The sequence below is a fragment of the Myroides odoratimimus genome (assembly GCF_030326305.1).
Classification (GTDB): domain Bacteria; phylum Bacteroidota; class Bacteroidia; order Flavobacteriales; family Flavobacteriaceae; genus Flavobacterium; species Flavobacterium odoratimimum_A.
On the sequence record NZ_JACAKB010000012.1, the window covers coordinates 83186 to 108041 of the forward strand.

Annotated in this window: 17 protein-coding genes and 2 pseudogenes; 7 read left to right on the forward strand and 12 right to left on the reverse strand. The window is 33.6% G+C overall.

From position 1 onward, the window contains the following. Window positions 1-3: 3 nt before the first annotated feature. The 6 genes from HX049_RS10520 to HX049_RS10545 all read right to left on the reverse strand — a co-directional run bounded on the left by HX049_RS10520 (window position 4) and on the right by HX049_RS10545 (window position 11359). Window positions 4-1593, reverse strand: a complete 1590-nt coding sequence (locus HX049_RS10520; protein ID WP_006258980.1) for a RagB/SusD family nutrient uptake outer membrane protein — start codon at window positions 1591-1593, stop codon at window positions 4-6. A 12-nt stretch (window positions 1594-1605) separates the two neighbouring features. After that, window positions 1606-4674 (reverse strand): SusC/RagA family TonB-linked outer membrane protein, encoded by a 3069-nt coding sequence (locus HX049_RS10525; RefSeq protein WP_286415764.1) that lies wholly within the window; start codon window positions 4672-4674, stop codon window positions 1606-1608. A gap of 181 nt (window positions 4675-4855) precedes the next feature. Next, window positions 4856-8593, reverse strand: coding sequence for an AraC family transcriptional regulator (locus tag HX049_RS10530; protein WP_286415765.1), 3738 nt, complete (start codon window positions 8591-8593; stop codon window positions 4856-4858). 175 nt (window positions 8594-8768) lie between these two features. Then, the gene (locus tag HX049_RS10535) at window positions 8769-9116 is read right to left on the reverse strand and encodes a hypothetical protein (protein WP_286415766.1); all 348 of its coding nucleotides are present in this window, start codon (window positions 9114-9116) and stop codon (window positions 8769-8771) included. Window positions 9117-9212: 96 nt separating this feature from the next. After that, window positions 9213-9539, reverse strand: a complete 327-nt coding sequence (locus tag HX049_RS10540) for a hypothetical protein (RefSeq protein ID WP_286415767.1) — start codon at window positions 9537-9539, stop codon at window positions 9213-9215. Window positions 9540-10381: 842 nt separating this feature from the next. After that, a complete protein-coding gene (locus HX049_RS10545) occupies window positions 10382-11359 on the reverse strand; it encodes a deoxyhypusine synthase family protein (protein ID WP_286415768.1) in 978 nt (325 codons plus the stop codon). A gap of 236 nt (window positions 11360-11595) precedes the next feature. On the opposite strand from HX049_RS10545, the gene HX049_RS10550 reads away from it, so the two are divergent. After that, window positions 11596-12048: a PaaI family thioesterase gene (locus tag HX049_RS10550; protein WP_286415769.1), complete on the forward strand. Its 453-nt coding sequence runs from the start codon at window positions 11596-11598 to the stop codon at window positions 12046-12048. 358 nt (window positions 12049-12406) lie between these two features. Here the strand turns inward: HX049_RS10550 and HX049_RS10555 are convergent, their stop codons facing one another. The 3 genes from HX049_RS10555 to HX049_RS10565 all read right to left on the reverse strand — a co-directional run bounded on the left by HX049_RS10555 (window position 12407) and on the right by HX049_RS10565 (window position 14957). Further along, the gene (locus HX049_RS10555; protein WP_286415770.1) at window positions 12407-13165 is read right to left on the reverse strand and encodes a LytR/AlgR family response regulator transcription factor; all 759 of its coding nucleotides are present in this window, start codon (window positions 13163-13165) and stop codon (window positions 12407-12409) included. Window positions 13166-13168: 3 nt separating this feature from the next. Next, on the reverse strand, window positions 13169-14215 hold the full coding sequence (locus tag HX049_RS10560) for a sensor histidine kinase (RefSeq protein ID WP_286415771.1): 1047 nt from the start codon (window positions 14213-14215) through the stop codon (window positions 13169-13171). Between the two features lie 154 nt (window positions 14216-14369). Then, window positions 14370-14957, reverse strand: a complete 588-nt coding sequence (locus HX049_RS10565) for a GNAT family N-acetyltransferase (protein WP_286415772.1) — start codon at window positions 14955-14957, stop codon at window positions 14370-14372. Window positions 14958-15198: 241 nt separating this feature from the next. Between HX049_RS10565 and HX049_RS10570 the strand changes: the two genes are divergently transcribed. The 3 genes and pseudogenes from HX049_RS10570 to HX049_RS18460 all read left to right on the forward strand — a co-directional run bounded on the left by HX049_RS10570 (window position 15199) and on the right by HX049_RS18460 (window position 18353). Further along, window positions 15199-17604, forward strand: a complete 2406-nt coding sequence (locus HX049_RS10570; RefSeq protein ID WP_286415773.1) for a TonB-dependent receptor domain-containing protein — start codon at window positions 15199-15201, stop codon at window positions 17602-17604. Between the two features lie 233 nt (window positions 17605-17837). Next, the gene (locus HX049_RS10575; RefSeq protein WP_286415774.1) at window positions 17838-18071 is read left to right on the forward strand and encodes a hypothetical protein; all 234 of its coding nucleotides are present in this window, start codon (window positions 17838-17840) and stop codon (window positions 18069-18071) included. A gap of 55 nt (window positions 18072-18126) precedes the next feature. Continuing rightward, window positions 18127-18353 (forward strand): annotated as a pseudogene (locus tag HX049_RS18460) (aminoglycoside adenylyltransferase domain-containing protein). Between the two features lie 58 nt (window positions 18354-18411). Here HX049_RS18460 and HX049_RS10580 read toward each other — a convergent pair. Then, window positions 18412-18732: a winged helix-turn-helix transcriptional regulator gene (locus HX049_RS10580; RefSeq protein WP_286415775.1), complete on the reverse strand. Its 321-nt coding sequence runs from the start codon at window positions 18730-18732 to the stop codon at window positions 18412-18414. A 225-nt stretch (window positions 18733-18957) separates the two neighbouring features. Here HX049_RS10580 and HX049_RS10585 point away from each other — a divergent pair, with 225 nt between their 5' ends. Further along, window positions 18958-19851 (forward strand): NmrA family NAD(P)-binding protein, encoded by an 894-nt coding sequence (locus tag HX049_RS10585; protein ID WP_286415776.1) that lies wholly within the window; start codon window positions 18958-18960, stop codon window positions 19849-19851. 550 nt (window positions 19852-20401) lie between these two features. Here the strand turns inward: HX049_RS10585 and HX049_RS10590 are convergent. Next, window positions 20402-20869 carry a YbaK/EbsC family protein gene (locus tag HX049_RS10590; protein WP_286415777.1) on the reverse strand — a complete coding sequence of 156 codons (468 nt, stop codon included), beginning with the start codon at window positions 20867-20869 and terminating at the stop codon, window positions 20402-20404. Between the two features lie 609 nt (window positions 20870-21478). Between HX049_RS10590 and HX049_RS10595 the strand changes: the two genes are divergently transcribed. After that, entirely contained in the window at window positions 21479-22933 is a 1455-nt protein-coding gene (locus HX049_RS10595) for a PLP-dependent aminotransferase family protein (protein ID WP_286415778.1), read from the forward strand. 161 nt (window positions 22934-23094) lie between these two features. On the opposite strand, the gene glyA is transcribed toward HX049_RS10595, so the two are convergent. Next, window positions 23095-24375 carry a serine hydroxymethyltransferase gene (gene glyA, locus HX049_RS10600; protein ID WP_286415779.1) on the reverse strand — a complete coding sequence of 427 codons (1281 nt, stop codon included), beginning with the start codon at window positions 24373-24375 and terminating at the stop codon, window positions 23095-23097. A 239-nt stretch (window positions 24376-24614) separates the two neighbouring features. On the opposite strand from glyA, the pseudogene HX049_RS10605 reads away from it, so the two are divergent. Beyond that, a pseudogene (locus tag HX049_RS10605) lies at window positions 24615-24856 on the forward strand (alpha/beta fold hydrolase); the annotation flags it as partial.

The following is a 24856-nucleotide window of genomic DNA, read 5'->3' on the forward strand; positions in this document are numbered from 1 at the left end:
AAATTACCATCCTACGTTTTGTTGTATTCCTGATGATTGTACAGCCCTATTTGGTATTGGCCATACATGCATATAACTTGAATCAAAGTTTCTAGCTTTCCATACCTCTGATACCTTATAAGGAGAATCAGGGTTAGAACGATCTTCGTGAATTCTTCCATAAAGAGGTTTTCCATAAGCCTCTTTTGCATCTCCCCATCTTACTAAGTCAAAATGTCTATTTGCAAATTCTCCAGCTAACTCTACTCTTCTTTCATGTTTTAAGTCTGTCATCGTCGCCCCATTCTTAGGTGCTAATCCAGCGCGCTTACGCACCTGATTTAATGCCTGATCACCATTCTGCCCTAACATGATTTGAGCTTCAGCCTTCATTAGTAAGATCTCAGCGTAGCGCATTAGAGGAACATTATAATTCGTTGTAGGTTTATCTCCATTCATATTGATAAACTTCCCTAAAGCATCTTCTGTACTATACTCATACATATACTTGTTAAACTGAAGTCCAGACATCGAGTTCTCTGAAGAGTATCTTTTGGTTTGCCCAAAGTAGCTGAACTCATCTCCGAAGACCAATAGCGTTACTGCTCTACGTGCATCCCCTTTTTCGAACTCTTGATATAACCCTTCTGTAGGTGTAAAATATCCCCATCCGTTATAAGCTCCCCATCCTTTGTTCTCTAACATACAGCCCGGAAGGATACTCCCTCCTTCTATTCCAGAGTTTACAGACCAGATATACTCACTCTTCCAGTTGTTTAAAGCACTGTGTAATTCTCTGTAATCTTTAGAAGGATTACCTGTATTGACAAGTGCTCTTCCTGATCCAGAATTTGTAACTGCATCTGCATACTTAATTACTTCATTAAACTTAGAAGAGTCATATTGTGCCCAATATAAATAAGTTTTTGCGATATAGGCTAAAGCAGCATCTTTATGTGCTCTACCATAATTATCAGCCGAGTAAGAAGTAAAAAGAGGCAAAAGCTCTGATGCTTTTGTCAAATCCTGAACGATATGGTCATAGTTCTCAATCACGCTTTTTGGCCTTGTATAGCTTCCTGCTGGCTGAGACATATTAGCCTCTGTAATAATAGGCACACCACCGTTATTTCCATTATCTCCATACGTATGCGCTAGCCAGAAATAAAAGAAACCACGCATAAAATAAGCCTCTCCTAATACTCTCTTTTTTAATGATTCACTAATTTTCATTCCAGGAACATTAACAATGATATCATTAGCTCTTCGGATTACTTTATAAGCATTTTGATAAATACCATTGATATAGCCCTCATCCCCATTTAGGTTAAAGTTTTTGATATTGTCTGCTGTTGCATTAAGACGTCCTGTTACCATATCATCAGAAGCATTAATATACCAAAAGAATCCTCTCCCGAACATTTCATCTTCCATCATCATCTGATACAAGCTATTAGCCGCCTCTGTAGCATCTTGTTCTGTTTTCCAGAAGTTCTCATAAGATGTATTTCCTTTTGGATCTAACTCTGTAAAATCAGAACTACAAGCTCCTAGTGATAAGATTGCTGATAAACCTAATACTAAGCTATATTTAGATAAACTATATTTTTTCATAATTATAAGTGATTAAAAAGTAAATAAGAAACCTCCTGATATTGTTCTTGAAACAGGATATCTTGCTACGTCCATTCCTACACCTCCTACTTCTGGATCTATACCATCATATCCAGTAATGGTAAATAAATTATCTCCAGACATGAATATTCTTAAACTAGATTTTGGTGATAGACTATTCATTACACTCTTAGGCATAGTATATCCGATTGTTAAGTTCTTTAATCGTAAATAAGAAGCATCTTCTAAGTACCAACTAGAAGTTGTTCCATAGTTCTGATTATCATCTTTAGTAGATAATCTAGGAAGACTAGCATTCGGGTTATCAGGAGTCCATGCTCCCATCACACGGCTATCTAAATTATATCCTTGTAAAGAAGCATTGTAAGCTGTGAACTTATATCCGTTGAATACTTTCACATCACCTACTCCTTGGAAGAACATGCTTAGGTCAAAGTTTTTATATTCTAAGTTTAAACCAAAACTATAAGTAATCTTAGGTAAATAAGCATTCATAAACTGCTTATCATTATTATCTATCTTACCATCTCCATTGCTATCTTCAAACTTAAAGTCACCAGGTTTAGCATTAGGTTGTATTAATTTACCCTCATTAGAACGGTGCGCATCAATCTCTGATTGCGACTGGAAGATTCCCAAATAAGGAACTAAATAAGTAGAATAAAGAGGTCTACCTACTACAGATCTATATGGAGAAAGCACCCCACGAACATTATCTCCATGAGCGATATAATCTATTCCACTTTGGTTATATCCATTTAAGTTTACTAGTTCATTTTCTAAAAAACTTGCATTTCCAAAGATCTTATAGTTTAAGTCTCCTATATGATCATTATAACTCAATGACAATTCGATACCTTTATTTAGTACTTCACCACCATTTACATCTGCTGCCGCTGTACCATGATGAGCATCTTCTAATCCTGGAATAATCATCCCTTTAGTACGCTTACTAAAGTAATCAGCCACTACGTTTAAACGTCCATTAAAGAAAGCAGCATCTAGCCCAATATCAAAAGATTCTGATGTTTCCCATTTTAAGTTAGGGTTAGACTGACGGTTTACATAAGTTCCTTTACCTGTAAGCATACCATCTTCTCCCATAATAATATCACTATTGCTAAGTGGTACATCAAAAGAATAATAGCCAACAGAATTAATATTTCCTATTTGCCCCCAAGAAGCTCTTAATTTTAATTCACTTATTGCATTTACATTAAAGAAGTTCTCTTGTGATATTCTCCATCCCACAGACGCAGAAGGGAATACTTCTGATTGGTTATTCTTAGCTAGACGTGAAGTAGTGTCCTTACGCAAACTTCCCGATACGAAATATCGATCATCGAAGTTATACATCACACGTCCTATCAAAGAAGTTAAGGCATCTTCATACACCTCTGTAACTGGCTTTCTGATGATAGAGGCATTCCCCATATACTGGTTAAATGATTCTTCACTTCCAAAACCTTCTCCTTGAACAGAAATATAGTCGTAATTTGTTTTTTGTGCTGAATGAATAGCTGTTAAATTAACATCATGCTTACCAAATGTCTTGTGATAAGTCAACTGGTTATCCCATATCCAATGGGTTTTTTCGTAGTTATTTTCTAATAGGTAGTTATTTAAGTTTGTTCTTCCTAACTCTGGTGCCTTAGGCGTAAATTTCTTATACTTATTACTTGTGTAATCATAACTATAAGAAGTTTTGAAGGATAGTCCATCAACGATGTCATAGTTTAAATACACATTGGCATTTAAGAAATTCGTTGGATTAGATGTTGTAGGTCTTAACAGTAATGCTACTGGATTATACACATCTCCATACGCTCCAGCAAACTGTGCTAAATCATGAGGTACTACCCCTCCAAATTTACCATCAGCATCGTATACAGGCGCTGCAGAAGGCATATATAAAGCACTGATGACACTTCCTGAATAAGAACTTGTAGTATTAGTACCAATAGCATTCGTATTTGAGTAATATACATTCTCTCCGATAGTAACTTTATCAGTCAGCTTAGTATCTGCCTTTAATCTAAAGTTATAACGTTCAGAAAATGTTCCTATTAAAGTTCCTTCTTTTTTATTATACCCGAGAGAAGCAAAATAATTCGTATGGTCAGAAGCTCCAGAGATACTAGCATCTACATTGTGCATAGCTGCAGTTCTAAAGATTTCATCCATCCAATTTGTTCTATTCACTTGTCCCCACGGATTAAGTAGAGCATCATGCGCAGACTGTCTAGGAACTCCTGCATTATCTGCTGCCATATTATATACAGAAGCTTGCCCTTGTGCATCTAATGGTGTTGGTAGATTTGTTGCTTTTGAAAAACCTGTATACACATTTAAAGAAACACTAGGATCTCCCTTTACTCCTTTTTTAGTTGTAATTACAATTACTCCTGAAGCAGCCTGAGCTCCGTAGATTGCAGCTGCAGCCGCATCTTTTAAGATAGATACAGATTCAATATCATTTGGGCTAATTGCTGGTCCGTAATAAGGCACACCGTCTACTACAGTAAGTGGAGCCTCATTAGCTAATGAACCTGAACCACGAATAACCATCTTACTGCTCTCAGAGGGATCTCCTCCTTGCTGTGTTACAGTTACCCCAGCAACTTGTCCTTGTAAGAAATCACTTAAATTAGACACTGGTCTAGAGGCAACTTGCTTAATATTATCCACTGTTGCAATCGAAGTGGTAATATCTTTTTTCTTTGAAGCTCCATATCCAATTAGAACAACCTCATCTAAGATATTGCTGTCTTGTTCTAAAAGGATACTTACTAATTGAGCGCCTTGATAGTTGATCGTTTTTGTTTTGTATCCTAAATACTCCACAGAAAGAGTACCCGTTTCTTTGGCTAATTCTAACGTAAAATTCCCATCGGCATCCGTAGTTACCCAAGTAGAATTGTCCTTATTAGCGATTACTGTAGCAAAAGAAACAGGTAGCCCATCGCTTTTGCCTGCTACCTTTCCTTTTACTATCACTTGTGCATGTAAGAAAGTACTACCTCCTATACATAACAGCCATACTAAGAAATGTCTTTTCATAAGATTGATTACATTGATATTTCACTTTCGAAAGTACTTCTGCTTTGTATAATATAGGGGTAATTTTCTTTCAGTCAAGTGTAATAATCTTTCAGTAAAAGGCTAATTCTATATCAGAGTAGTGTACTATTTGGACAATAACCTTTAGTTAACACTAGGATAATCTATTCTACATGTTATTCTAGTCATTTTTAAAATGTGAAGGACTATGTTCAAAACGCTTTTTAAAAGATTTACTAAAGTACTTCGGATCGTTAAAACCACATTCAAAACAGACTTCTGAAATCGTTAGGTCACCTTTCTCGATTAATACTTTTGCTTTTTGTAAGCGCATTTCAATTAATATTTCTAAAGGAGATTGCTCTACAAACTCTTTAAACAAACGATAGCACTTCATCTTAGAAATACCTAGCTCTACTGTCAATTGATCTACACCAAAAGAGGCATCACTAAATCTTGTATTCATCATTTCCATTCCTTTTCTAAACAAACGTTCATTAGGTGAAAGATTCACTATAACATCCTCTGTTAGGTTCGTCTTCCAAAGGAGTGTATTGCTTTCCTTGTTTTCTTTATCATAGCGAATACGCTTAAAAACCATATTATCTAAGGTCGTTTTACCAACTGGTAAGTGAATAAAATCACTAACTCCCAATTGACTCAATTGCTCTTGTACAAAATAATCTACTGTCTCTGCGATATAAAAGATAAGTAACCTTTGTTTCTGAGCCTGTTTTTTAATCTGTGCAAATAAAGATAAAGTGCGATCAGACATCTCAATATTATAAAGTACTAAAGCATCATACTTATAATGCTCTATATTCCCTACCACTCTACTCACACTGTGATTATAGACCAAATTAGTATCTTCTTGTCCAGCTAATAACTGTTTGACAATTGCCTTATCCTCTTCTTTAGCATACACTAGGATATTATTTTTATCCTTTGGGAGCACTTGTAGCTCTTCTAAGAATTCATTCCAATTCCCTTTCTCAATCCCTTTATTCTCTTCTAATGGAACTAAAGGAATAGATATGCCAAGAGAGAACACTGACTGGCTATTAATCATTAGTTTACCATTTAGATTCTGTAATAAAGTCTCAAAAGCTCTGTAATAAGGACTAAAATTTCTGTTGTCATTCCAAAACGCAAATAAAGTATGACTCACAGAGTCTAAATCAATATGTAAAACATTGTTCTTCATATAGAAGCGAACCGTTATCTGCTGATTATCTTCTAAATATTTATAACATTCGTATAGCAGATAACGCAAGCACAGTTTAAAACGCAATAAATCTACTTCTACCCACTGAGCATCTACTTCATTACACACTACTACCTCTACATCATACTTCTCTTTTATCACCCCCCACTCCTCTTTTAGGTGCTCTATAAAAGAAGTCATCTCTACGCTTACTAATTCTATAGTATCAAAATCCTTAACCTGCTCTATATAGTTCCACTCCCGAACCATATCATAAACTTTAATCAACTCCTCCTTTTGTGTCGCTTCTACATTAAGTTCTTCTAGTATCCCCAATGTATTGACAATAGGCTTCTTAATTCTAGACAACAAGAAGATTCTGAAATTCTCCATCTCTATGTCATCATTCTTTAATTTGCTATGTAGATTCAGTAATTCTCCTTTCTGTTGTTGTATCTCCTGATTTAGAATACTAAGTTGTTCATTTTTATTAGCGAGATGTCTCTTTTGTGCTTCCACTTCCTTTGTGCGATCTCTTACTTGTTTTTTAAGCTCGATCTCTCTTTTTCTCATTTTCCTTTGCTTGATACGTACACGCCATAAAACAATCACCCCTCCAGCGATGACAAATAAAATAACAAAATAAGGCTGTAGAAAGAAAGGCTTTTCGATTTCAAAAGCAATCATATATACTATACGCTTGTCTTTTTGTACTGTATCACGTATCTCTATCTGATAGCGTTTATGGTCTAAATCATCTAAATTAACTTCTTTTTGAGGAAGAACCCTCCAATCGTCAAAAAGACCTACTATTCTATATTCAAATTGATTAATCGGATATTGATTAAAACCTATAGGATAGAGTGTAAGACGCAATTTATTCTCATCTGGCTCAAAAAAACTAACCTTCCCCTCTTCTGCTATACGTTCATTGAGTAAGACTCTAAATTCTGGAGCTTTTTGATCATTTCTCAGATGTCCTGGATCTATAATATTTAAGCCTTTATTTCCTCCATAAAGCAGAAAGCCTTTTTTACTCTGACTATATGCTCCTTCAGAAAATTCTAGTCCTTGCCAACCAATATAATTACTAAAGTTTAAGACGTTATAAGTATGTTTGTCTATTGAAGCTATTCCTTTAGTAGTACTAATCCAAACATCATCCTGAGAAGGAGTAAGACTATACACCAAATGACTAGGAAGACCATCTTCTTCTCTAATTTGCTTCTTAAGTTCATAGTCAGTATCAAATACTGATATTCCTCCTAAAGTAGCCACCCATAGATTACCTGTAAAAGCATCTGCATAAGTAGAGAATACACTATTGCCTAGCAATCCTTTTTCTTGATTAATGATATTAATCTCCCCAGATCGACAATCGTAGAATACCACCCCATGTTCTTCAGTAGCTAAAATCAATAAATTATCTTGAATAGAAATATGACGAATATGGTATTGCTTTAATTTATCTTGATTAACAAAAGGTTCAAACTTATTAGTCAATGCATTATACTTACTCACACCTCCCCAGCTCCCCATCCATAGATAATGATTAATATCTTCTGCAAAAGCATACGTTCTATTACTGATAAAATGCTTGGTAATTCCCTCTTGAAAAAACTCTTGTTTGCCCTGTTCTATTTTTACTACTCCAGCATAGGTTCCTATCCAGATATTACCATGAGAGTCCGAGTATAAACTGCGTATTCTATTCCAATCCTTATTCTCTTTATATTCTTTGATAACAACTGGTATGAAAGGTTCATTTCGCTTCTTTTGATAGAACACTCCTTGTGTATAATATCCTATCCATCTACCTCCTAACTTATCTACTGCAATAGCGCGGATGGTCTCATGTGGTAAATGAGGTTGTCTCTCTGAATGAGAAAACACATAATCAAGACTTGCCTTATTCGTTGGTAGAATAGAGACTCCACCATCTTTAGTCCCTACCCATATATTGTCAAACTTATCTATATGTAGTACCATCACCTCATTACTGAGTAAACTATAAGGATGCTGCGGATCTACTTTGTGGTTTTCGATAATCTTATATTCCCCCTCTATTGCTCTTAACAGAAAAACACCTTGACTTTTAGTACCGATCCATGTATTCCCATTAGCTTCTGTTGCAATAGCATTGATAATAAACTCGGGAAATTGCTCTCGTATATTTTCTAGTAAACTAGCTTGTACATAATACTGAGGTGATTTCTTTCTAGCATCCTCTACTAAGTGGTCTGCCATATCACCAATATAACGAGCGTCTACAGACACAAACTGACCTCCTCTAAAAGTGAACCACTTTTTTGATTCTAGCTGTACGAGAATATTGCCTTGCTCATCTAAACTCAATACACGAGGCTCACTAGAAAAACTATAATTCTGAAATACATCATCCTTTATCCACAAACTAATCTGTTTTCCATCAGATAAGATCCACAAACGATCTTCTTTATCTCTTAGTAATGCATAAATATCATTACCTCCAATAGAATTAGGATTCTTAGGGTCGTGTTTGTAGACCTTTACTTGTTTACCATCGAATAGGTTTAGCCCATCCCAAGTCCCTATCCAGACTGCCCCATCAGGGTGATTTGCTATACAATTAATAGAATTATTAGATAGTCCTTCTTTTGTAGTGATTGTTTTAAAGTGGACATTTTGCCCTAACGAAAGGCAAGAAAACAGAAAAAATATAAAAAACCAACGCATCGGCACTATTATAGCTTATAAAATGCGTAAAAATAAAGGTATTCAAATATTTAGTCCGTAAGCCCAAGTTAAATTATAGTTACCTATATGTTAGAAAAAATCTTTTAATACTATATAGATAACACATCTCTTGGCAATATCTCCTTACAGGGGTTACCAAATAACTGTATCTTATTCATTCTTTTATAATTTCATTTCTTCTTATATCATCACATAGATTAAAAATCTCTTTCCATATATCACTTTCTCTTATACCTTTAATACTCCATAAGTCAGTCCCCTCGATACTCAAATATAGATTTCTAACTCTCTCTGCTTTCTCATACGTTTCTATTGATATTCTTTTATTAGTAAGTAGCTTTATAAGCGTATCACAATAAAAAAATGTACGAACATTAATATCGAATACTTCAAAAATCAAATACTCTATTTCATCATCATTACGATCTAGAAGAAAAGTACCACTACAATTAAGAGTTTCTAAAAAAAAACTGTGCAATTGCTCTTCACTAATCTCTTTCATCTTATTTATCTTAATCTTCCTTTTATCACAAATATTCTCCGTTATTTCCCATACATCTTGTTTTATAAAAATAACATCTATTAAGTATTGCTTTCCTCAAGCATTATTAAAACCATAACTAATAAGTCTTTTAGCAATATCTAGATCGCTTACATTCTTATAGGTCTCTTGATTTGATTCTTCAATCATGTCAAGAAACACATAGAAATCAAATAAACTTGACAACACTATATTATTAACCTCAAACTCTAACACTCCTTCTGTCTGTTCTATTTCAAAAAAAGAGAGCTCGTTATCTATTTGAAAAGGTGTTTCCATATATATTTCGATAACCTCTGAATCAAAATTCAGGGAGTACTGCTTACAAAAGTCTTGATAAGTCCCTCCTTTTCTGAAATATTTCACTAAGTCCACTAACTTCATTATGTCATCTAATTATAACATCTACATTACTGCTATACAACTACAGTATCATTCTAAATAAAGCAGTGTTTTTTAATTTAAGGTAAATCATTTGCTATTATAAGAGTATTAATACATGAATAGCATTTCCTCACACTTTGAATAAAATTAATCAAAATAACAAAACCAAAATACAACAATTCAAATAGTTATATAAAACAATCCCCATTGCTTAATTCTCTTAGACACAGCATCTATTTTTCCCCTTTACCTCCTACACCCTCTTTTCTTCTATCTATTTTTTTACTACCTTTGCCTACGGTAAAAGCTTTAACTCAATGGCTATTATTGAGAATATTCTTCTATTTAAAGTCTGGTACATCTCACCAAAAAGAAAGGACAAATCACAGCTTTCAAAATCTGATTTTTAAAATTTTAACGATTTTTCAACACTGTAAATTCACTACGAACCGAGTATTCATGTGGTCTCCGTTGTGGTTTGTTCGGAAAACACCCCCTTTTTCCGAACACTTTGCAAAGAACTTCCGAACAACACTAAAGCAACCTCCATCAAACCCTTGATATCAATAGCTTTATCGCATGCTTAAAATTCCTAAAAGACCCTAAATGTTAATATTCTTAACAACTGTAATTTGTCCTGTTTTTAGATTGCTTATAATATTCTCATATTTAAAACTTTAGTAAGCTTTAGCATTTCTATAATAGAGTAAAAAAAGTCAATAAACTTATAGTTATAGTAGGGCTCTGATTACCAAACTCTTTCATTTCATTCCTAAGAAATGGAACTCAACTTTTAGTCCTTTACTCTAAAACAAAAAAAGAGCCTGAAGGCTCTTTCTTATTTATTGTTTCAATACCCATGAGAAAATCAATGGAGCTACAATAGTAGCATCTGATTCGATTACATAACTCGGTGTATCTACGTCTAGTTTACCCCAAGTAATCTTCTCGTTGGGAATACATCCTGAGTAAGATCCAAAAGAAGTAGTAGAATCTGTAATCTGACAGTAATATCTCCATCTCAATACTGAATCATCCTCTAAATCCTGTGCCAACATAGGAGCTACACACATAGCGAAATCTCCAGCAATACCTCCTCCTATCTGGAAGAAACCAACTCCTTGATCTACAGCATTCTTTTTATACCAATCTGCTAACCAAACCATATAGTCTATTCCACTGTTCACTGTTCTAGACTTCAATTCCCCCTTGATTACATAAGAAGCGAAGATATTCCCCATCGTAGAGTCTTCCCATCCTGGTACTACGATTGGTAAGTTTTTTTCTGCAGCAGCTAGCATCCATGAGTTTTTAGGATCTATCTCATAATGCTCTTCTAACACACCGCTTAATAGTAACTTATACATATACTCATGTGGAAAATAACTCTCACCTGCTGCTTCACTGTCTTTCCATATTTTCTCGATATGCCCTTGGATTCTTCTAAATGCTTCTTCTTCAGGGATACACGTATCCGTAACACGGTTATATTTATTTTCTAACAGCGCTAGCTCATCCTCAGGAGTTAAGTTTCTATAGTTAGGAATTCTTTTATAGTGAGAATGCGCTACTAAGTTCATAATATCCTCCTCTAAGTTAGCCCCTGTACATGAAATAATAGCTACTTTGTCCTGTCTAATCATCTCTGCTAATGAGATTCCTAGCTCAGCAGTACTCATCGCACCTGCAAGAGAAATAAGCATCTTCCCTCCTTCATCTAAAAACTTTTCATACCCTTGAGCAGCATCTACTACAGTTGCTGAGTTAAAGTGGCGATAATTATGCGCCATAAATTGAGAAATAGGTCCTCTATTTTCCATTTTACTTGTATTGATTAAATTATTATTTAATAATGATATAGCCTTATCACGCTATTTTTGGGATACAAAGATTAGGATATAGAAAAAGCTTTTTACTATCATTTGATAAAAAATGTTTGACATTTTTAGCAGTTATAATCCACACTCTAATCAGGTTAAATTTTTGTACTTCAATAAAAATAACTTTATTTGTAATAGAGGGATTCCTCTATCGAATAACAACCAAAACAAATATTATGACACAAGCAATCCAAGACCTATATCCTGAGAGCTTAGCGCACTGCTATGGCTGTGGAAAAAACAATCCTAATGGACATCAACTAAAAACATATCTTGACAGAGAAGAAACAATCGCTCGTTTTACTCCAGATACTAAATACACCGCTATACCAGGAAGCGTATATGGTGGATTAATCGCTTCTCTACTAGACTGTCATGGCACAGGATCAGCAGCGGCATTTCTGTGTAAGCACAATAATATCCCACTAGAAGGCACTATACCTGTAAGATGTGTAACAGCTTCTCTTAAAGTTGATTTTAAAGCCTCTACTCCTATGGGAGAAGAACTAGTGCTAAAGGGTAAACTAAGAAGCATAGAGGGCAGAAAGGTATGGGTAGATCTAACCCTAGAAGTTAATGGAGTAATCTGTGCTACGGGTGAAATCTTAGCTATACAATTAAAAGAGTAAGAGTTTGTTTTTTTGTGATGTCGTTTTTTTATAAAATCGCGATGGTGTGAAGATGTGAAATCGATTGGTCTATGCTGTCAATGTATAGTATATCACACCCTCTAAGTACATTATAGGAGTTCATACACGTCACTGATTAAATATCTGCGACAGCACAAGTAGTAAACTTATTAGCAATACAGCTAAAAGAGTAATCATATAAGTTAAAAAAAGGGAACCTCAATATAAGGTTCCCTTTTTAGCAACTAACTTTCACTATATCAACAACTAGTGATTTTAATAATATTAATGTAAACTGTATTAAGCCCGTAGGGCAAGACTGTAAACTAATTGCTGTGAACTGTTAACCTCCTAAGAACTAGGTGTCAAGCCATTGCTTTATCGCTCGTGTTCTCTCTCTACTTAGATCTACCTCTACATCACCTTGTAATACTACACTTACCTTACTGTTTAGATTATTCTGAATAGCAGTAATGCTCTCATAGCTTATTAGATATTGTCTAGATATTCTAAAGAATCGATTAGGGTCTAATTCTGATTCTAGTTCTTCCATAGTGAATGGTAATACGTGAACAGATTTATCAAACATAACCGCTTTAGACAAACGAAATTCTGTATAGATATAGGCAATATCACTTGTCTGTACAACTTTATACCTATCGTTATTACTCAGTAAAAAACGTGTTCTATAACTCTGTTTCTTTCCGTGTATAACCTCGGTTAGATTGCTTAAGATTTCTTTATCTAAAACTTGTAATTGGTGAAGTTTCTTATACTTCGTTATGCTTTGTTCTAAGGCAGATTTTTTGATTGGTTTTAATAAATAATCTATACTGTTAACCTGAAATACTTGCAAGGCATACTGATCATAAGCTGTCGTAAAAACAATCGGTACGTTTACTTCTATGGCATCAAATATTTCGAAGCATACTCCATCTCCTAATCTTATATCCATAAAGATTAGGTCAATATCATCATGCTGCTCTAGCCATTCTATACAGTCCTCTACACCTTCTATAACCTGCACGACCTGAATATCTTCTTTTATATCCTGAAGTAAGGTAGTCAGATGCTGTGCATTATACTGTTCGTCTTCTACTATCAATACTTTTATCATAGCTTATAACAATGGGATTTTAACTCTAAAAACGGATACGGTCTGCTCTATCACGACCTCTCTGTCTTCGATCAGTAAGTATCTCTTCTTTATATTTGTCAGCCCTAACTTAGAAGAATAAGGAAGAGTGTTCAATAATTGGAGATTATTCTCAATAATTACATATTCTTCTTCCCCATAAATATTCACAAAGAGGGGACTTTTTTTGGTTGCTTTATTGTGTTTTATTGCATTTTCTAATAACAATTGTAAGGTCATAGGTGGAATCTTCATTCCTAATAGCTCTGGTCTGACATTGATCTCTACTTGTATACTTTCGCCAAAGCGAATCTTAATCAAGTATAAATAATCAATCAAGAACTGTATCTCTTTGGCTAAACTGACTAAGTCATGCTCTAGATTTACCAATAAATAGCGTTGTACATCCGATAATCGCTCTAAGAACTCACTTGCTTTCTCTTTATCTTCTTGAATCAGACTTCTTAACACACTGTAATTATTAAACATAAAGTGTGGGTCTAACTGAGCTTTTAAAGATGCTAGTTGGCTCTGTAATACTATTTCTTTCATCTGTGCATTTTCATAAACGGATTCTTTCCACATCGTTATTAGCTTTCTTCCATTGTGTACAACGATAACAAAGACAGTCAAACATAAGCCTATAAAAAACATCTGTCTAGCGTCTAACCAATCTTCTCGTGCTGTATGATCTTGATCTATTAAATAGTAATCTGTCACAATAACTAAAAATAAGAAGACTACAACACAAATAATCACATGTAATACTCCAAACCGAATTACTTCTTTTATGGAATACGTCTTTATCGGCAACCGATCTGACAGATAGATCCCTAAGGTCGTTACAATCCAACTGATAGCAATAAACCAAATCACATCTGCCGTAAAGGTATATCCACTCTCAAAAGAAACTATCTGATACTGATCCGCAGTACTAATAATGTACAACGAAAAAATAAAAAACAACGCTACTAAGAGCGTTAAAGCTACTCTATACCTCCATTCTTTCTTACTTTGCTTTTGTGCTTTCATTACAGATTAAAATTATGCTATTCTTATCTAATTCTTTTGATTTTATACCTAAAGTAACAAAAAACAAAGCTCGTTTTACATTTTTTATAACTGAACTTGTCTTCCTTAGTCTTAAGTTAAGAAATAGCACTCAATTACAATACCAAAATAGGATTTAACCTATTATTTTCATCATATAATAATACCCTGAAAAGCCAAGTTTATCACTTGTTCGTTCGTCTAATTCGTTGTATTTTACTTCTACAAAACCTATTTGCTCATATAGCTTTTTTGCGCGAGGATTTTCTTTGATTACATCTAAACTTACATATCTTGCATGATGTTCTAAAGCTAACTTTTCTACTTCTTCTAATAGCATTTTACCAACTCCTAGTCCTCTAAAATTCTCATCTACTGCGATAGCATCTACATACACTACATCCTTATCTCTCTTAGATGGAAAGTACATGATGAGCTGTAGCATCTTATAAAGTCCTCTTATCAGCCCATATACCTTAATCATAATACTCAGAGAAATATTCAAAGTACATTGACCATTGTGTTGATAAGCTGCTACACCTATTAATTCTCCTTCACTAGAACGGGCCACGATAATATGCTTAGCATCTAGAGATGCTAAAATAACTTGATGTACTTCTTCCTCTGTCCCTAGTATTCCTTTTAGTTTTTCATTAAAAGCCTGTTGCAAAACATGAGCAGCAGTACTGCGGTACCCCCTGCCCAAATATCTATTTATTCTCATCTTCTCTAATTATTCTTACACAAAAGTACTGGAGTATTAAGCTCCCATAGGGTATAGATACATCAATTGACATTTTTTGCTCTTGAATAGCCTATTCACTTCTATTTAAACTTAATTGCACTATAATCATCGTTTCGGTGGCTTTAGTATAGAAATGAGTTAGTTAATGTAAAAGTTCCAATAAGCCATAAAACATCCTAATACATTTACCTCAGAAATAAATGCTAATGCCATTTTAATTATGAAGCAACTATTATTAATTCTATTAGGGGTAATGACTTTACCTTCTTGGGCTCAATCTCAATTACAAGGGGTGATAAAAGACACACAAGCCAATCCTATCGGATGGGCAACTGTAGTCTTACAAGCAACGGACAATCCAAAAGAAGAATACTTTATCACAAGTGAAGAAGATGGAAGTTTTGTTTTTGCAGATATTAAGTCAAAAGGAAGTTTTAAACTAACTACTAGCTTTATAGGGTATAAAGATGTGGCCTCTACTATCACTATAAGTGATCATAATACGCCAATCAATCTAATCATAGAAAGTGACGAAAACATCTTAGATGAGGTAATGATCACCAGCCATAGAAAAGCTCTAAAAGTAACTCCTGGCAAAGCTACATTAAATATAGAGCAGAGTAACTTAGCACAAACACAGTCTGCCTATGATGTGCTAAAGACACTCCCTGGAGTTACTATTAGTCAAAACGGAGAATTAAAAATAAAAGGTAAATCAGGTGTCACAGTATTGATGGACGGACAGCCTACTCAGCTATCTGCAGAACAATTAAAAACCATACTTAAAGGAACTCCTGGCTCTACTTTAGAGTCTATTGAAATTATGAATATACCTCCTGCTAATATAGATGCTTCTGGTACAGGTGGGGTAATTAATATTATCTCTAAGAAAAAGCTAGTTCAAGGCTTTTATGGAACAGTTAATTCAACTGTAGGTGTTAGTAATAAAGTAAGCACAGATCACTCTTTAAACTTAGGGTATGGCAATGATAACTGGAACTATAACTTTTTGTACTCATTTAGCTATTCGCCTGATAGATTAAGAGAGAGATATGATAAAAAAGATCTGGCTTCATTAGATCATACATGGTCAAATCAATCTCAATTCTCGGTTCTTAATAGTAAGTCTCACTTAATCAAACTAGATATAGACAGAACATTTCAGAATGGTCATGTACTAAGCTTAAAGACTTCTATGGACTATAATGATACACCTAGTACAGTACATACCAACACAGAATTAGGTAATAATAACGATCTCTTTCACAGTGTACAAAAGAATGAGAGCAAGAGTAAATTGACTAATTTTAAAGCTGATGTAGTCTATAAAATGAAAATAGCAGAAAAAGAAAGTTGGACTACTTCCATCGGTACAATGTATGTCAAATCAGATATCAATGATGTAATCTATGGTAATAATGGACAACTATTACTGCCAAACGCCTTACTAACCAAACAACAGAATAAATATCCTACAAATAGAAAAGAGTTCAACTTTAAATCTGATTACCAGAAACAACTTTGGGATGAAGAAAATACAACTGCAAAAGTAGAGTTTGGCGTAAAGAGTAATTATTCTATTCTTAAAACAGATGAACGTTTATACACATTCATCTCCAATGGAAACAATATTAATGTTTTGCACAAAAGTCAATTTGAGTATAAAACAGGCGTACATGCTTTCTATGGATCAGTAGATATGACATTCGATAAATGGGCTATAACAGCAGGTTTAAGAGGAGAATACACACATATCAATGGAGATACCTTAGCTCATAAAAAGTTAGTAAAACAAGATTACTTCTCGCTATTCCCTACTGTACGACTAACGTATACAGCTAGTGATTACTATTCTGTAATGGCTTCTTACTCTAGAAGAATAGAAAGGCCTGAGTTCGATAAATTAAATCCAGCAGTGCGCTATTTAAATAGTACAACAACATCTATGGGAAACCCTAATCTACAGCCTGAGTATTCTAATAATATAGAATTAGATCAGCAGTTCTTAGGTTTCATAGATTTATCTATCGGATATAGTCGCATTACAGACCCTATGCTATACAGTTATTTTAACGAAGGAATAAACAAATCTTATTTTACTAGTATTAATGGTAAAAGTAGAAGTGAATGGTACGCTTCATTATCTGCTCCTATACCAAGTATCAATTGGTGGGAAAACTACCATGGGGTCTACTTTTTTAATACTCGATTTGACAATAACTTAATCAATGAGAATAAAAATAGTGTTGGGGTATTTACCTATAACAACTTTAAGTTGCCTTATAATATGAATATCGAGCTTACTGCTTGGTACCAAAACGGAGGAATAGAATCTAACTTTAGATATCGTTCATTAGGGGAAGTGAATTTAGGAGTCAGTAAGAAATTCTTAAATGAGAAATTTACAGCTACACTTGCAGTAAGTGATCTGTTCAAAACAGGAGGTATTAGAACAACAACTTTAGAACATCCTGATCAACTGACCAACTTCACTGTAAAGAATGATATGAGAGTATTCAAACTAGGAATAACTTATAATTTCGGTGGAAAGAACAAAAAAGGAGATACTCCACAAGAGGAAACAACGATAAACAAAGGACATCCTCCTGTCAAGATTATTAAATAGACCATCAAATAATTATGTTTCAATAGGTCAATGAGGTATGTATTATTTTCAACTTCTTCACTATTCTTATATAGTACATATCGTAGTTGACCTCGGAGAGGCTGTCTTATTAGGCAGCCTCTTATCATTTTATCCTTATTAATCAAACGTTATCTCTGGAAATAAAGAAAGTACTCATAGAACAATTACTTGTACTATCAGGAGAAATTGACAATAACCAAGGCAAAAGGTATTTGGAAGTAACCATTGTAAACCAATCAGAATTAAGTAACTTGGAATTTCCACTACACAGAGAGTTTCAGTATGGTGAGTGGCTAAGAGAAGAATATAGCAATGGATACATTCCTGAGACTGTAAAGGATGAAGACCTTACTATCTTACTTAGAAAAGTGAGGCTTAATAGCTTAGCTCTATATGGAAAAGAAGCTACTGAAGTAATACCTACTATCTCGGATAATCGTATTTAATAAGGCTATTTTAGCATCTCTTCCTAACTTAATAAGAGAAATAGAAGATGATGAAATAAATGTGATTCTTACCCTTTGTAGAGTGTATTACTCTATTCAAACTAGGAAGTAATCTCAAAAGACAAAGCAGTAGATTATATACTGCCTATTACTCCTGATAAGTTTAAACCTATACTTGTTCAGGCTAAAGCTGTTTATTTAGGAGAAAGCAATGTTTCTAAAGATACAGATGTAGATGTACTGCATCAGTTTGCTGATTTAAAAATAACACTAATTAAATAAGCTTTTCTAAAGAATAGCTTATTTTTATTCATTGTAAGAATGAGAATATACACCAATTCTAAAGAGGTTCTATATTCTCATTTCTTTTTATTGCTATCTCTGTTATTTTGTCTCCATGAGTATCTCCCCAGACTTCCATAGCGTCAATAACCATAAGCAGTATCTTTCCAAACTCCGTTAACTTGTACTCTACATGTAATGGATATCCCTCAAAGATTTCTTTTGAGATAATCTCATAGTCTAAAAGCTCGCTTAATTGTTGGTTAATTACCCTTAGTGTAGCCGTTGGTATTGCTTTGTGAATATGAGCAGGTCTATTGGTGCCATTATTAATGCAATTAATAATACAAGGTTTCCATTTTCCCCCAATAACTTTCATCGTAATAGAAACGCCATAATCTAGTAATTGTGGTATTGTGGTATTTTATTATTGTACATAAATAAGTTTTGTAATCTTAATAATAGTTCAAATATATTGAATGATTTTTAAATACTTTATAGGGATAATTTTATCCATATGATTCTTTTAGCCTATATTCCATATCTTTTTTCTTGTTTTCACCTTTGCTATATAGATAAATTAAAAAGGTAAATAACTTACGATATGATAGAGAAAAACAAAGATAATGTACTGATTATAGGCGCAAGTGGACAAGTGGGATCAAGGATTATTAATACCTTACTTGCAAACAAAGCCAATGTGAATATAGTTGCTGCTATACGCTCAGAAAAACAGAAAGAAAGTTTTGAGCCAAGACAAATAGATACCACATTTATAGATCTAGATGATCCATCTACACACCTAAATGCTCTAGAAGGAATTGATACGTTATTTCTTCTAACAGGGTATAGAGTCAATATGCTAAAACAAAGTAAAACGATTTTAGATAATGCGAAGAAAACAGGTGTTAGAAATGTAGTTCATCTAGGAGCCTGCGGACGTGATGATACTACTGTTGGACATTGGGCTTGGCATCAAATGGTAGAACGTTATATCGAGTGGCATGGTTTTACTTCTACGCATTTGCGCCCAGAAGCTTTTATGCAAAATATTCTAAGCTATGGAGGAAAGAGCACAGCTGAAAAAGGTATTTTAAACGCTTATCTAGCTGATGCGAGACAAAGCTGGGTCGATGTAGATGATATTGCTCTAGTGGCTGCTAAAGTCATTGAATTACCTGCTAAACATGCTGGGCAAACCTATAGACTTGGATATGACGCTAAAAACTATGCGGAGATAGCTGAGCTTATCACTAGTATTGTTGGTAAACCATATGAGTATATCGCCTTACCACCTAAGGATTTTCTTCAAGATATGATTAATGCTGGCGCAGAGATCAGCTATATGACCTGCGTATATGAGCATTGGGAATTATATGCCAATGGCCTAATACCAGGAGCGGATGACGTCTTTGATAATTTCTATGCCATAACTGGTAAACAGCCCACAAGATGGCCTGAATTTATTGCAAAACACAAAGAGCAATTAAGTTACTAAGTATAGTTACCCTTAGCTATTATACTAACGCCACTGGCTACTTACTTTAAACAGTTACTTTTGTAAGTAGTCACTTAAGAATTATGATATAACAAATGGAAAATAACAGTCAAATACATAACGAGATATCAAATACTCCTATGCTGGACAAGTTATGTCTCTAATTTTATTCGCATACCAGACAAAAAGGCAACCATAGTGGTGCTGACAAATAACACAAAAAACAGTACTATTGAAATTAGTCATCAATTAGCTAGTATTGTTTTACAATAAGCAAAAGCATAGAAACAAGAAAGCTTGCTTTGTTTGTCATTCTTGATGATGCAAACAAAACAAGCTGTCTCTTATTTTCAGATTCAGTGAGCCTAAAACATGGCTATATTTTTTAGGATTACATTAAATTTTATCTTTCTTCCTCCTTTGTTTTATTGGTAGTTTGCATGATGTCTTATCTTGATTGGTATCAAAATAAGAAATACCAGTATTGCTAAACTTCTAATGGCTCTAAGTGGTTGTATTTGGAATTACATAACAAAACCATAATTTCAACCTACTTTGTCACAGAGACCCAATCAACAAAATTACATAAACCAATCAATTCTTCTTGTTTTAGTTGAACTACAGTATTAGCACTACCCCCAGCAGGATAGAGCACTTGATGTTTTTTTAAAGATTCATCAAAATAGATTTTAGTTGGTCCCTTTACCTTAAAAGGACAGACTCCCCCTACTCGATGGCCTACTAACTCTTCTACATCTTCATATTTAAGCATCTTAGCTTTAATACCAAAAGTGTCTTTAAAAGCTTTATTATCTATTTTACTATTTCCTGAAGCGACGACAAGAATAGCAGTTCCCTCTTCTGGGGCATAAAGTGTTATACTCTTTGCTATTTGGTCGCTATCACAACCAATCGCAATTGCAGCTTCACCTACAGTAGCTGTACTCTCCTTAAATTCAATAAAACGATCTTCAAACCCCTTGCTTTTCAGATAGTCTTTCACTTTTAAATGGTTCATAATAATTAATATTGGTTTTTAAAAATAGGAATTATAATACAATTGACAAGATTAATTAGTAAAGACTTCTTTTCTATGAAAGCCAAAAAAAGCAGCTTATTGCCATATCACTTAGTATTTTTAAATCTACTCTTACTTTTAAATCGTTAATCTTAATTACATTTATTATACAATCAAAAGAAGATTTAAAAGCCTTTGCTAGAATCCTTGCATTCTTAATGAACTACCCTGAGGCAAAGTCTCGCAAAAATCTTTTGGTTATAATTTGTAATATCTTAAAAAGATATTACAAAACTAAAACTATAAAAAGTATAGCATATTAGTCTAATGCGAGATAAAAATAGCTCAAAACACAGATAACAAGAAGTAGTAAACTGTATCGTAATATAATCTAACTAATCAAAGATATTTTATAGATGAGTTATACTAAGACTGATTTATCTTAGGTATAATTTAACTAAGTCGATTATCCTTGAATTATAAAATAAGTTGCTACTATCAAAAACAACACTTCGATCTTCCCTTACCAATTATTCAACGAAAACAACAATTCATTCTCGTTATTTACTCTATATTTATGCATCCTTTATAAATCAACTCATAGTTCATATGTATCCAATAGAACATATCATTCGTATCGATAAAAAAAGTAAAATGCCCATCTATAGACAAATTGCTATATCAATTATCAATGCAATAAAAAATGGATATCTAAAAGCAGGAGATCAACTCCCAGGAAGTAGAGATTTAGCAAATTCTTTAAACCTTCACAGAAAAACTATAATTGCAGCTTACGAAGAACTGTATACACAAGACTGGATTTCTATGTCACCTCGAAAAAGAGCAACTATATCAGAGTCCATTCCTAATCTCAAAGCATCAAAGTGGGAAGAATTCTCTAGTATACACTCCTATGATATTGACTTTAATTTACCTTTTAATCAATACCATGATGTGGATCACTCTGTAGAAGAAAACACAGTTATTCCAGATATTATTATCGATGATGGTTTTCCAGATATTAGACTTTCTCCTATAAGTGCATTACTAAAGACCTATCGCTCTTATGTTACAAGAACCTATTCAATTAAAAATGCTAATCTTGAAAATCCACAGGGAACCCTCGCTCTAAGAGAACAACTTGTCTATTATCTATCTGAAACTAGAGGGCTTATTTTCTCTAAAGAGAATATTCTTATTACTCATGGAGCACAAATGAGTATTTATCTTTCAGCACAATTATTACTCAATAAAAAGGCAAAAATTGTTGTAGCTAAACCTAATTACCCAAAAGCTAGTCAAACATTCAGCAATGCTGGAGCGAAAGTTTTAGAAATAGGAATAGATGAAAAAGGATTAAAAACAGATGAACTAGAATCACTTTGTAAAACAACAACAATAACAGCTGTTTATGTTATTTCTCATCATCACTACCCTACTACTGTCACTTTAAGTGTTGACAGACGTATTCATCTCTTAGAACTTTCTAAGCAATATCACTTCGCTATCATAGAAGATGATTATGACTTTGATTATCACTATACAACTCCTCCATACCTTCCATTAGCTAGTGGCGGGCATAATGGTAATGTTATTTATATTGGTTCATTTTCTAAAATATTAGGATCATCCATTCGTATAGGTTTTATGGTCGCTCCAAAAAACTTCATTCAACAATGTGTTGAACTAAGAAAAACAATTGATGTGGGAAATGATGCCTATATGCAAAACTCTTTAGCTAACTTAATTAAAGAAGGAGAATTTACAAGGTATTTTAAAAAAGCTAAAAAGTTTTATCAGGAAAGACTAGAGTTATTAGATCAACTATTAAAAAATGAACTGAACAAGTATATTTCTTACACTCTGCCTACAGGAGGGATGGCAGTATGGATAAAAGTAGATAAACAATTTCCAATATCAGCAATACAAAACCTATCCAAAATAAGGATTAAACATATCAGTAAAGAAGAGAATGCTTTTAGATTTGGATTTGCTTCTTTAAACGAGAAAGAAATCCTTCAAGCTATTCATATTCTGAAAGATCATTTTATCAAACATCAATAAATGCAATACCTCGTGAGAAGTTACACACGAGGTATTACATTTATAGCATGGTTTAAGTAACTTTAATTTAAATATAGAGACTACTTTTTCTACTCACAACACACGATCTCTAGAATTACTGATTCTATATTTAGAAACAATTACTGCTATTATATCTAAGATTACCTAGAAAACATAGGGTAATCTTTCATCATATTTTGAATTTCTTGCTTTATCTGCTTGTGTTTCATAGCATTATCTTTATATATTAATACTTCATCAATAAAGTGCACTATTTTTTTCATATCTGCTTCTTTTAACCCTCTGGTAGTTACTGCCGCAGCTCCCACCCTAATACCTGAAGTAATGAAGTTTGATTTATCATCATAAGGAACCATATTCTTATTCACTGTAATCCCAGCATGTTCTAAAATGCTTTCAGCCTCCTTACCAGATATATCTTTATTTCTTAAATCAATTAGTACTAAATGGTTATCTGTTCCTCCAGAGACGATATTATATCCACGCAACAAAAAAGCATCTGCCATTACTTTCATGTTTTTTTGAATCTGATTAGCATATACCTTAAAGTCATCTGTCAATACTTCATTAAAAGCTACTGCTTTGGCTGCAATAGTATGCATTAGTGGACCACCTTGATTACCAGGAAATACAGATGCATCTAGAAGACTAGACATCATTCTTAGCTCTCCTTTTAAAGTCTTATATCCAAAGGGATTTTCAAAATCTTTCCCCATTAAAATAACTCCACCTCGTGGACCTCGCAATGTTTTATGTGTTGTTGTTGTAACAATGTGGCAATGCGGTATAGGATTACTTAATAATCCTTTGGCTATTAATCCTGCAGGATGTGCCATATCTGCTAATAATATTGCTCCTACCTTATCCGCTATTTCTCTAAAACGGCAATAATTAATATCTCTAGAATATGCACTTCCACCAGCTATAATCATTTTAGGCTTTTCTTTGATAGCTATCTCTTCGATTTTATCATAATTAAGTACCCCTGTTTCTTGATCTACTCCATAGAATGAAGGAACATATAATCTGCCTGAAAAATTCACGGAAGAACCATGAGTCAAGTGCCCTCCATGGGTTAGGTCAAATCCTAATATTTTGTCTCCTGGTTTTAAGCAAACTGAAAAAACCGCGACATTAGCTTGTGATCCAGAATGTGGTTGAACATTAGCATATTCTGCACCATAAATCTCTTTTAAAGATGCAATAGCCATATTCTCTACAAAGTCAACATATTCACACCCTCCATAATATCGTTTATCAGGATATCCTTCTGCATACTTATTAGTTAATATAGATCCATTAGCCCTTAAAACATCCTCACTAACAAAGTTCTCTGAAGCAATTAATTCTAAGCCCTCCCTTTGTCTTCTTTCTTCTCTTTTGATTAATTCAAATAAAATGTTGTTGTTGTTGTTGTGCATAGTTGTGTAAATTAGTTTAGCTATGATTACTAGTTTATAATCTAGATTAAAAAGCAAAAATAACAGTTAGTAGCCTAGTAATTTGGAGACAGATTTTTTATTCTTAGGCATCCAGATTGGTCCTTTTAACAATTAAAGAGTTTAATATTTTTTATTTCTAAAAACAGTGCCATTACTTAGTTATGTTTTTTTATCTCAAATCATTTTAAGTACATTTAACCTTATTAAACTACATAGACATGAAACAGTTTTCATATAAAAAAATAGGGATAATATTCTTATTACTATTTCAATTATCTTTAATTGAAGTATTTGCACAAACACCTTCAAAAACAGAACTAGAATATTTTACAATTGAAAATATCCCTCTTTATATTATCAATACTAATGATATTAATTTAGCTATACGCTATAAAAAAGGGCAAGGTACACCTATTGTATTTATACACGGTTCATGGGATGATCATAATTCTTGGTTACC